General features: G+C 68.2%; 10 protein-coding genes, 1 pseudogene and 2 riboswitches. Of the genes and pseudogenes, 5 read left to right on the top strand and 6 right to left on the bottom strand.

All coding sequences use genetic code 11. The annotated features are described in order from the left end of the window. Positions 1 to 170: 170 nt before the first annotated feature. A complete protein-coding gene (locus C1H66_RS19875) occupies positions 171 to 773 on the bottom strand; it encodes a class I SAM-dependent methyltransferase (RefSeq protein ID WP_102629615.1) in 603 nt (200 codons plus the stop codon). Between the two features lie 43 nt (positions 774 to 816). After that, positions 817 to 1,024, bottom strand: a pseudogene (locus C1H66_RS23565) (phosphate acyltransferase); the annotation flags it as partial. Positions 1,025 to 1,112: 88 nt separating this feature from the next. Here C1H66_RS23565 and C1H66_RS19865 point away from each other — a divergent pair. Together C1H66_RS19865 and C1H66_RS19860 are read left to right on the top strand one after the other, a co-directional pair. After that, a complete protein-coding gene (locus C1H66_RS19865; protein ID WP_102629614.1) occupies positions 1,113 to 2,045 on the top strand; it encodes an EamA family transporter in 933 nt (310 codons plus the stop codon). A gap of 84 nt (positions 2,046 to 2,129) precedes the next feature. Next, a complete protein-coding gene (locus tag C1H66_RS19860) occupies positions 2,130 to 2,666 on the top strand; it encodes a porin family protein (protein WP_102629613.1) in 537 nt (178 codons plus the stop codon). 97 nt (positions 2,667 to 2,763) lie between these two features. Here C1H66_RS19860 and thiC read toward each other — a convergent pair whose 3' ends face one another. The 4 genes from thiC to C1H66_RS19840 form a co-directional block, all read right to left on the bottom strand. After that, positions 2,764 to 4,653, bottom strand: a complete 1,890-nt coding sequence (thiC, locus tag C1H66_RS19855) for a phosphomethylpyrimidine synthase ThiC (RefSeq protein ID WP_102629612.1) — start codon at positions 4,651 to 4,653, stop codon at positions 2,764 to 2,766. A gap of 91 nt (positions 4,654 to 4,744) precedes the next feature. Further along, a riboswitch (TPP riboswitch) is annotated at positions 4,745 to 4,863 on the bottom strand. An 86-nt stretch (positions 4,864 to 4,949) separates the two neighbouring features. Then, positions 4,950 to 5,618: a thiaminase II gene (gene tenA, locus C1H66_RS19850; protein ID WP_102629611.1), complete on the bottom strand. Its 669-nt coding sequence runs from the start codon at positions 5,616 to 5,618 to the stop codon at positions 4,950 to 4,952. Positions 5,619 to 5,690: 72 nt separating this feature from the next. Continuing rightward, positions 5,691 to 5,819: riboswitch (TPP riboswitch) on the bottom strand. 40 nt (positions 5,820 to 5,859) lie between these two features. Then, the gene (locus C1H66_RS19845) at positions 5,860 to 6,477 is read right to left on the bottom strand and encodes a YceI family protein (protein ID WP_205738704.1); all 618 of its coding nucleotides are present in this window, start codon (positions 6,475 to 6,477) and stop codon (positions 5,860 to 5,862) included. A 32-nt stretch (positions 6,478 to 6,509) separates the two neighbouring features. Beyond that, entirely contained in the window at positions 6,510 to 7,268 is a 759-nt protein-coding gene (locus C1H66_RS19840) for a CDP-alcohol phosphatidyltransferase family protein (RefSeq protein WP_102629610.1), read from the bottom strand. Positions 7,269 to 7,517: 249 nt separating this feature from the next. On the opposite strand from C1H66_RS19840, the gene C1H66_RS19835 reads away from it, so the two are divergent. The 3 genes from C1H66_RS19835 to C1H66_RS19825 all read left to right on the top strand — a co-directional run. Then, a complete protein-coding gene (locus tag C1H66_RS19835; protein ID WP_102629609.1) occupies positions 7,518 to 8,504 on the top strand; it encodes a zinc-dependent alcohol dehydrogenase in 987 nt (328 codons plus the stop codon). A 19-nt stretch (positions 8,505 to 8,523) separates the two neighbouring features. Then, positions 8,524 to 8,922 (top strand): 6-pyruvoyl trahydropterin synthase family protein, encoded by a 399-nt coding sequence (locus tag C1H66_RS19830; protein WP_102629608.1) that lies wholly within the window; start codon positions 8,524 to 8,526, stop codon positions 8,920 to 8,922. After that, positions 8,922 to 9,750, top strand: an 829-nt coding sequence (locus C1H66_RS19825; RefSeq protein WP_102629607.1) for a glycosyltransferase family 4 protein, incomplete at its 3' end; no start/stop codon positions are given. The genes C1H66_RS19830 and C1H66_RS19825, both read left to right, overlap by 1 nt.

Genomic DNA, 9,750 nt, shown 5'->3' with positions numbered 1-9,750 from the left:
TGCACGCTCCGGAGGTGTCCGCCAATGGGCTCGATAGGAAGGAAGTGATGCCGCCTTGCAGAGTCAATGCCCGCCGGATGGCCGTCAGTGGCGCAGGGGATCCCGGCGATCCCAGGCCTCAGAAGCTGGCGGTCCATCTCTCCAGTCGGTGCGGTGGTCGGGCAGGCGCCTCAGGGGCGGCAGTAGTAGAGCTTCGCCGGGAGAATGTTGAGGGGCTCGAAATCGCACTCTACGTCGGAGAAGACGCGGTGCAGGTCGGGTAATACCTTGGAGGAGAACTGGTAGATCAGCATGGAGCCCTGGGGCGAGAGCGCGTCGAGGCTGTTCATGAGGATGGACTCGCGGCTCGTGGCCGGCATGGTGCTGAAGGGGATGCCGGCCACCACGTAGTCGGCGGCGGGCAGCCCCAGGCGGGTCAGCTCGGCCTGGATCGTCTCGGCGGAGCCCCGCACCACTCGGAGCCGGGGATCTGGCAGCGACTGCTGGAGGAAGTCGACGAACTCCTGATTGGTCTCCAGCGCCAGCAGGGTCAACTCCGGTGGCATGTGGCGCAGGAGCTCCCGGGTGATGGTCCCGACTCCGGGCCCGTATTCGACGACGACCCGGGTGTTCTGCCAGTCGATCCGCTCGACCAATCGCCGAACCAGAAAGGGGGAGCTGGGGATGATCGAGCCCAGCATGCGGGGGTGCTTGAAGAAGTTGCGTGCGAAGAGCGATAGCTGAGCGCGTCTCCCGTTTCCTGCCAAGGCCGTGGGTCGGTCTTGCGCGGTCATGGGCGTGCCTCCTGCTGCGTAGAGAACAAAGTATGCTTCCACTCTAGGCCGACAGAGGCGAGCGGGATAGAGCGCGTTCCGTCAGGCCCTGCAGAAAGGGGGCGACGCTGACCACCCGGGCGCTGCGCTGCACCGCCTTGTTAGGTGGTGTTGCCGGTGCTGAGGCCGGGGAAGACGAACACCGTGGCGCGGCCGGCCACCGGCGAATCCGGGGCCTTCTGACGGCCGACGCTCTCATGCTGCGCTGCGTCAGAGAGTCGTGAATACCGTTAGCCTTCTATCGGCTTCGCTGGCATTCTGGCCTATTCGTTGCCCTGTCGCACACCGGAATCGCGTCCCATGTCCCTTTCGCCTGCCGCCGCGGCTGTCGTTCAGCCCTTTCCCCGCCACCTGGCCATCCTGCTGATGCTCGGGCTGGCCACCCTGTTCGCCGCCAACCACGTGGCCGCCCGGCTGGCCTTCGACGAGGGCACCGGGCTACTGGTGGCGATCCTGGCGCGCTCCAGCGTGGCGCTGGTGGTACTGGTGGGGCTGGTATTGATCAAGCGGCGGCGGATCGCGCTGCCCCCGGGCACCCGTCGCTGGCAGCTGGCGGTGGGGGTGCTGGTGGCGATACAGAGTCTCTGTCTCTACTCGGCGGTGGCGCGTATTCCGGTGGTGGTGGCGCTGCTGTTGATGAACACCTTTCCCCTCCAGTTGGCGCTGCTCACCTGGGCGCTGGGGGGGCCGAGGCCCACCGCCCGGGCGGTGGTGATCATGGCGACCATCCTGGTGGGACTGGTCGTGGTGCTCGACATCCCGACCTGGCTCGCCTCACCGGAGGCCATGGGACCCGACTGGGCGGTGGGGGTCGGCTTCGGCCTGGTCGCCGCCACGGCCTTCGCCTGTGCGCTGTGGATCACCCAGCACCGCCTGGCCGCGGTGAGCAACTCGGTGCGCAGCCTGCTGACCATGACCATCGTGTTCGGCATCATGGCGCTGGCCGGCGTCAGTGGGCTGGTGCCGGGCGGCATGGCCCTGCCGGCCAGCCCCACCGGCTGGGTGGGGCTGCTGTCCCTGGCCCTGCTCTACGGCGTGGGTTTCGCGATCCTGTTCGTCTCGCTGCCCCGGCTGGACATGGCACGCAACGCCCCGGTGATGAACGTGGAGCCGGTCGCGTCGCTGGTGCTGGGTTACCTGGTGCTGGGCCAGATGCTCTCCGCCGGCCAGCTGGTCGGCGGGGCCATCGTGCTCGGGGGCATCCTGCTGCTGAGCATTTCGCGACGCGGGTGAGTCGGGGGGGGTTGCACACGGGTATGCGCTGTACCAGAATGGCCGCTGCGTAGGGAAACGCCGTTTCCTAATTGGAGGTGCACCATGAAGACACTTGCCATTTCGTCTGTTTCCGCTCTGCTGACCGCGGGGGCCTTGTCCGCGACCGCCCAGGCGCAACAGCCCATGAGCATCCAGCCCTACATCGGTGGCGATGCCATGTTCTGGGAGTTGAATCCCGATGGTGGGCCCACGGCCGAAAGCACCGGGCTTCGCCTGCGCGGCGGTGTCCAGTTCAACGACTATTTCGCCGTCGAGGGCCACCTGGGGACCGGCGGCTCCGACACCAACCGCGGGGTGGAGTTCGAACTCGATCATGTGGTCGGTGCCTATGCCAAGGGCATCCTGCCACTCGGCGATCAGTTTCGGCTCTACGGTCTGGCGGGCGTCAGCGAAATGAAGGGCTCGTTCACCGTCGGTCCGTTCGAAGGCAGTGAGCGTGAGACCGACTTCTCCTACGGGGCCGGCGCCGAGTTCGACCTGACGTCGAACCTGGCGGTCGGAGCCGACTACATGCGCTACCTGGACCAGGACGACAATACCTTCGACGCCGCCAGCGTCGGTCTGACCTATCGGTTCTGATCGCGGTGGTGGCCGAACCGGCCCCCGGCGCATGAAAAAACGTCCCGTCGCTACTCGGTAGCGACGGGACGTTCCGTTTCCCGGGTCGCGTCGCGCCCTATACCTCCTGGTAGAGCTCACTGCCCTTGTTGCGGAACTTCTCCGCCTGCTCCTCCATGCCCTTCATGACGGCTTCCTGGTCGCCGTCGAGGCCATGCTCGCTGGCGTAGTCGCGCACCTCCTGGCTGATCTTCATGGAGCAGAACTTGGGGCCGCACATGGAGCAGAAGTGGGCCACCTTGGCCGAGTCCTTGGGCAGGGTCTCGTCGTGGTACTCGCGGGCCGTGTCCGGGTCGAGGCCGAGGTTGAACTGGTCCTCCCAGCGGAACTCGAAGCGCGCCTTGGACAGGGCATTGTCGCGGCGCTGGGCGGCCGGGTGGCCCTTGGCGAGGTCGGCGGCGTGGGCGGCGATCTTGTAGGTGATGATGCCGGTCTTGACGTCGTCCTTGTTGGGCAGGCCCAGGTGCTCCTTGGGGGTCACGTAGCAGAGCATGGCGCAGCCGAACCAGCCGATCATCGCCGCGCCGATGCCCGAGGTGATGTGGTCGTAGCCCGGGGCGATGTCGGTGACCAGCGGGCCGAGGGTGTAGAAGGGCGCCTCGTCGCAGTACTCGAGCTGCTTGTCCATGTTCTCCTTGACCAGGTGCATGGGCACGTGGCCGGGGCCCTCGATCATCACCTGCACGTCGTGCTTCCAGGCGATGTGGGTCAGCTCGCCGAGGGTCTTGAGCTCGGCCATCTGGGCCTCGTCGTTGGCGTCGGCCACCGAGCCGGGGCGCAGGCCATCACCCAGGGAGAACGCCACGTCGTACTGCTTGCAGATCTCGCAGATCTCCTCGAAGTGGGTGTAGAGGAAGCTCTCCTGGTGGTGATACAGGCACCACTTGGCCATGATCGAGCCGCCACGGGAAACGATGCCGGTGACGCGCTTGGCGGTCAGTGGCACATAGCGCAGCAGCACCCCGGCGTGGATGGTGAAGTAGTCCACGCCCTGCTCGGCCTGCTCGATCAGGGTGTCGCGGAACACCTCCCAGGTGAGGTCCTCGGCGACCCCATTGACCTTCTCCAGGGCCTGGTAGATCGGCACGGTGCCGATGGGCACCGGCGCGTTGCGGATGATCCACTCGCGGGTCTCGTGGATGTTCTGGCCGGTGGAGAGGTCCATGATGGTGTCGGCGCCCCAGCGGATTCCCCAGGTCATCTTGTCGACCTCCTCCTCGATGGAGGAGGTCACCGCCGAGTTGCCCAGGTTGCCATTGATCTTCACCAGGAAGTTGCGGCCGATGATCATCGGCTCGGACTCGGGGTGGTTGATGTTGTTGGGGATGATGGCGCGGCCCGCCGCCACTTCCTGGCGCACGAACTCCGGGGTGATCTCCTCGGGCAGCCGCGCGCCGAAGCCCTGGCCCGGGTGCTGGTGGCCGAGGATGCGCTCGACTTCCTCGGTCCCCAGGGCTTGGCGCCGCTGGTTCTCGCGAATGGCGATGAATTCCATCTCCGGGGTGATGATGCCCTGGCGGGCATAGTGCAGCTGGGTGACGTTCCTGCCGGCCTTGGCGCGCCTTGGGGTGCGGGTCAGGTCGAAGCGCAGCTGGGCGAGCATGGGGTCGTTGGCCCGGCGCTGCCCGTATTCGCTGGTGGGTCCGTCGAGGAACTCGGTGTCGTCGCGCTCCTCGATCCAGGCACGACGCAGTTCGGGCAGGCCGCGGCGCAGGTCGATACTGACGTCCGGATCGGTGTAGGGGCCCGAGGTGTCGTAGACCAGCAGCGGCGGGTTCTCCTCGTCGGCCCCAGAGGTCCTGGTCGGCGACAGCGAGATCTCGCGGAAGGGCACGCGGATGTCCGGGCGCGAGCCTTCGACATGGACCTTGCGCGAGCCGGGCAGCGGCTGGATGGCGGCGGCGTCGACGCGGGCGGTCTCGGCGAGGAAGTGCTGGGTCTTGCTCATCGGTTGTTCTCCCTAGGGGGTGTCACGTCTGGGGGTGTTGTCAGGGAGGACAGGTGGGAAGTGACAGGGGCAGGGTGTCGGGTCTTGCCGAGCCTGCATGTCGCTTGATCCCTACGCTGGTCCTAGCCAGTTCAGGTTCAACGGGATCCATGCTCGGGCGCGTGCGCCGCATGATCTCAGCCGTCTTCAACGGCACCCCGTCAAGCGTGGTGGTCGATTGCTTGGCAAGTCTCTATCTTGCCCGCCGCGTCCGGCCTGACCAGGGCCAGCGCGGGTCTGTCGATGGAACCAGGCGGTCAGTCGGTGCGCTCCAGCCCCATCTGCCAGAAGTCGATCTCGAGTCGCGTGGCGTCGCGGAATACCCCCGACAGCTCCTGGAAGCGCGCCGGGGTGACGTCGGCCAGGCGCGCATCGAGCCACTCCAGCTCGGCGCGCATGGCGCCCTGGAAGTCGTCGCCCTCGTACATGGCGATCCAGGCGTCATAGGGATTGGCCTCGCCGCGTACGGTGAAGGCCTGGGCATTCAGCCAGTTGGCGATCTCGCCGTAGCCGATCAGGCAGGGCGCCAAGGCCACGTGAAGGTCGAGCAGGTCGCCCCGGTTGCCGGTATCCAGCACATAGCGGGTATAGGCGAGGGTGGCCTTGGCCTCGGGCAACCGGGCCAGGTCGGCCTCGTCGATGCCCCAGTCGCGGCAGTAGCCCACGTGCAGGCCGAGTTCCACGTCGACGATCGCCTTGAGCCCCTCATGGGCCTGGCGCAGGTCGGCCAGGGTGCGGCTCTTGTAGGCGGCCAGGGCATAGGCCCGGGCGAAATGGATCAGGAACAGGTAATCCTGCTGCAGGTAGTGGCGAAAGGCACCCTGCGCGAGCGAGCCGGCGCCGAGCTGGCGCACGAAGTCGTGCTCGACATAGCGGCGCCAGTCGTCCTGGCAGGCGGCGGTCAGATCGTCGAAGCGGTACCCCATCTTGCCTCCGGTCGAAGCGGCGATCCGGAGCGCGGGCGAGGTGAAGGGGGCGGGCCAGGAAGGTGCTGCGTGGCTGGCCCACCGCCTGATTCCCTACGCCGGCGTTAACCGGATCAGGTTCCACGGGACCAGCGCTGGTGGTGACCTCGCGGCCGACCTGCGCCATCTCAGCCGGATTCACCGGCACCCCGTCAAGCGTCGAGGGCCAGTCTAGCAGCCTGGCCGTGACTTGCCAGCCTATCTACTGTCGAATCGCCTCCAGCTCGAAGATCAGCTCCACTTCGTCGCCGACCATGCCGCTGTCGACGCCGTAGCTCATGCCCCAGTCGCTGCGTGCGAGGGTGGTGCGTGCCGACAGGCCCAGGGTGTATTGCTCATGACCGAAGGGATACGTCTCGGCCTTGTTGAGCGTGACCGCCAGGGTCACGGGGCGGGTCTCGCCGAGCAGGGTCAGTTCGCCTTCCAGGGTGCCTTCGCTGTCGCTGTGCGCCTCGAAGCCGGTGGCCTCGAAGACGATGGTCGCGTGACGGCGGGCGTCGAGGAAGTCGTTGCTGCGCAGGTGGTTGTCGCGTTCGTCGTGATTTGTGAAGACACTGTCGGCGGCGACCTCCACCCGGGCCGAGTGCAGCTCCCGGGTCTGGTCGTCGTAGACGAATTCACCGCTGCCCTCCAGAAACATGCCCAGCAAGTCCGCATAGCCGACATGCTCGGTCAGAAAGCCGATGGAGAAGTGCTCGGGGTCGATCTCGTAGGTACGGGGCTCGGCGGCGGCGGTCGTGGCGGTGAGGGCGAGCGCTGCGACCAGGCCGGTCGCCATGGGCAGCGTCGGGAAGCGAAGAGACGTGAACATCGTGGACATCGCGAATTCCTCCGAAGGGGGTGGGGCTGCCGTCATCGACGCCCGGCGCGGCGGTAGAGCCAGGCGATATCGGTGGCAAACGACCCGATGAGTCCCGCCAGCGCCGTCGCCGCCAGCCAACCCGCTGTCGCGGCATCGACGGCCGGCAGCAGGCAGACCATCAGCGTCGCGACCTGCCAGACACAGATCGCCTTGCGGCGGCGACTCTCCGGCAGGGGCGCCGTCAGCCAGCGCAGGCCCTGGCCCGCCAGCACGAAGGCGTAGCGCAGGGTACCGATGGCCAGCACCCAGGGGCCGACCTTGCCGAGCATCATCAGCGCCAGGCACAGCACCAGGATGAAGAAGGCATCCAGCTCCATGTCGAAGCGGGCACCGAAGGGGCTGGTGGTGCCGCTACGCCGGGCCACCCAGCCGTCCAGGCCGTCGAGCAGCAGGGCGACCAGGGCCAGGCCGGCGAACGGCCCGCTCCATGTCGACAGCAGGTCGGGGTCGGTCACGGCCCCGGTCAGCAGCGCCACCAACGCGCCTCTGGCCAGCGTGATCCGGTTGGCCCAACCCAGCCCGCGTCGGTGGTTCGGCAGCCGGTGCAGGACCAGCCCGGCCAGGACGAGATACGTGGTCATGGCCACCAGGGATACCGCCAGGCTCGCCCCGAGCCACTGACCCGCCAGTATGCTGGCCGCGAGCAGCGCGGCGAATCCCGTCGCCAGCTCCACAGCGAGTCGCGGTGTGGGGCCGGTCTGCCCATGCGGCCGCGGGGTGAGATCCTGAAGAGGGGCGGAACGTGACATGGGAACTCCCGAGGGCGGCACCGGCGACGGCGCCGGCCCTTTGTCGCTATGCTGGGCGGCAGCGTGATCACTTTCACAACGTAGCCCACTACCCGAGCCTTGGCAGTATTGAATTATGCAATCTTGTATTCTTGTACCATTATTGTAGAGGATGGGTTGACAAGATTGGGTGCCGCCAGGATGTCGGAACCGTCGGGATCCGTGGTAGCAGAAGGCTCGTGACAGCCAGCATGCAGCAGGAACATCGCCATGGCAGACACCACCGCCACCGCCTTCTGGACCCTGGCCCCCGGCCGGGGTGGCCTGCGCGAGGAGCCCCTGGCCGCCCCTCGCGAGGGCGAGGTGTGTGTCAGGACCCTCTACAGCGGCATCAGCCGGGGCACCGAGGCCCTGGTGTTCCTGGGCCGGGTGCCGGAAAGCGAATACCGGCGCATGCGCGCCCCCTTCCAGGCCGGCGACTTCCCCGGTCCGGTCAAGTACGGCTACGTCAGCGTGGGGGTGGTAGAGGCCGGCGAGGCCGCCCTGCAGGGCCGTGAGGTCTTCTGCCTGCACCCCCATCAGGACCGCTATGTGGTGCCGGCGAGTGCGGTGACCCCGCTGCCGGATGGACTGCCGCCGGCCCGGGCGGTGCTGGCGGCGAACATGGAGACCGCCGTCAACGGCCTGTGGGACGCCTCACCCGGGGTGGGCGATCGTGTCGCGGTGGTCGGTGCCGGCGTGGTGGGGGCCCTGGTCGCCTGGCTCTGTGCGGCGATTCCCGGTACCCGGGTGCAATTGATCGACGTGGTCCCCGCTCGCGCCGAGCTGGCCGCGGCACTGGGGCTCGACTTCCGCACTCCCGAGACGGCCGCGCCCGACAACGACCGGGTCATCCACGCCAGCGGCAGCGGGGAGGGCCTGCAGCTGGCCCTGCGGCTCGCGGGACTGGAGGCACGCGTCGTGGAGATGAGCTGGTACGGTGACGAGGTGGTGGGCCTGCCGCTGGGGGAGGCCTTCCACTCACGCCGCCTGACCCTGCGCTCGAGCCAGGTGGGCCGCCTGCCCGCCGAGCACGGCCCGCGCTGGGACCATCGCCGCCGGCTGGCGCTGGCCCTCGAGCTGCTGTGCGACCCCCGCCTCGATGCCCTGATCAGCGGCGAGAGCGACTTCCGCGAGCTGCCGGCGCTGATGCTGCATCTGGTCGGCGCGGCGGGCGAGACGCTCTGCCACCGCCTGCACTACTCGACCCCCTCTTGAATCGACCGGAGCTCCCGACATGTACCGCCTGACCGTTCGCGACCACTTCATGATCGCCCACAGCCTTCGCGGCGAGATCTTCGGCCCCGCCCAGCGCCCCCACGGCGCCACCTATGTGGTCGACGTCTGCTTCCAGCGCCGTGAGCTCGACGCCGACGACCTGGTGGTGGATATCGGCCTCGCCGGCGAGACACTGTCGGCGGTACTCGCCGAGTTCAACTACCGCAACCTCGACGAACTCGACGAGTTCCATGGCCGCAATACCACCACCGAATTCATGGCCCGGGTGATCTTCGAACGCCTCGCCACGGCGATCCAGCTCGGCCGCCTCGGCGACTCGGCCGGTGGGCTGCACGCCATGCGCGTGACCCTGCACGAGTCCCATGTGGCCTGGGCCAGCTACGAGGGCGAGCTGTGATGGAGAGGCAGAAGGACACGACACCGGACCTGATCCTGATCGTCGCCGGCGACCCCGGCCAGCTCACCGGCGGCTATGTCTACGATGCGCGCATGGTCGTGGAGTTGCGTCGCCGCGGATGGCGCGTCGCGGTGACGGGACTCGATGGCCGCTTCCCGGACCCCGACGCCACCGCCTGGAGGAGTCTGGAGGCGGCCCTGACGGCGTCGCCCGATGGTGCCCGGGTGGTGATCGACGGCCTGGCCATGGGCGGGTTGCCCGAAGTGGTCGAGCGGCATGCCGACCGCCTGGCCATCACCGCCCTCGTTCACCATCCCCTGGCCGACGAGACCGGGCTCGACGAGGAGAGTCAACGACGCCTGTTCGAGAGCGAGGCCCGCGCCCTGGCCGCCGTCCGTCGGGTGATCGTCACCAGCCCCTACACCGCCCGGGGCCTGTCGCGCTTCCGCGTGCCCGAGGCGTGCATCCGGGTGGTCGAACCGGGCGTCGAGCGGGCCGCCCTGGCCGCCAGTGCGCTGGATCTCGAGGCTGTCGGGCGTTCCGGGCGGCTGCTCTGCGTGGCGACCCTGACGCCGCGCAAGGGCCATGACCTGCTGGTCGAGGCGCTGGCCGGGCTCGCCGACCGCGACTGGGAGTGCGAGGCGATCGGCAGCCACGACCGGGACCCGGCGCATGCCGCCCGCCTGATCGCTGCCACTCGTCGCCACGGCCTGGCCGACCGCCTGCGCTGGCCGGGCGAGCGGGACGCCGCCGGCCTGGCCGAGGCATACCATGGCGCGGATCTGTTCGTGCTGCCGTCGCACTACGAGGGCTACGGCATGGTGGTCA

This window comes from Halomonas heilongjiangensis (assembly GCF_002879645.1).
In the GTDB taxonomy this organism is placed as follows: domain Bacteria; phylum Pseudomonadota; class Gammaproteobacteria; order Pseudomonadales; family Halomonadaceae; genus Halomonas; species Halomonas heilongjiangensis.
The sequence above is the reverse complement of the archived record's forward strand: the minus strand, read 5'-3'. Positions and strand labels throughout refer to the sequence as shown.

Bases quoted from the DNA above. Each gene is read 5' to 3' on its own strand.
- C1H66_RS19875 (WP_102629615.1), bottom strand. From the start codon at position 773: ATGACCGCGCAAGACCGACCCACGGCCTTGGCAGGAAACGGGAGACGC.
- C1H66_RS19865 (WP_102629614.1), top strand. From the start codon at position 1,113: ATGTCCCTTTCGCCTGCCGCCGCGGCTGTCGTTCAGCCCTTTCCCCGC.
- C1H66_RS19860 (WP_102629613.1), top strand. From the start codon at position 2,130: ATGAAGACACTTGCCATTTCGTCTGTTTCCGCTCTGCTGACCGCGGGG.
- thiC (WP_102629612.1), bottom strand. From the start codon at position 4,653: ATGAGCAAGACCCAGCACTTCCTCGCCGAGACCGCCCGCGTCGACGCC.
- tenA (WP_102629611.1), bottom strand. From the start codon at position 5,618: ATGGGGTACCGCTTCGACGATCTGACCGCCGCCTGCCAGGACGACTGG.
- C1H66_RS19845 (WP_205738704.1), bottom strand. From the start codon at position 6,477: ATGTCCACGATGTTCACGTCTCTTCGCTTCCCGACGCTGCCCATGGCG.
- C1H66_RS19840 (WP_102629610.1), bottom strand. From the start codon at position 7,268: ATGTCACGTTCCGCCCCTCTTCAGGATCTCACCCCGCGGCCGCATGGG.
- C1H66_RS19835 (WP_102629609.1), top strand. From the start codon at position 7,518: ATGGCAGACACCACCGCCACCGCCTTCTGGACCCTGGCCCCCGGCCGG.
- C1H66_RS19830 (WP_102629608.1), top strand. From the start codon at position 8,524: ATGTACCGCCTGACCGTTCGCGACCACTTCATGATCGCCCACAGCCTT.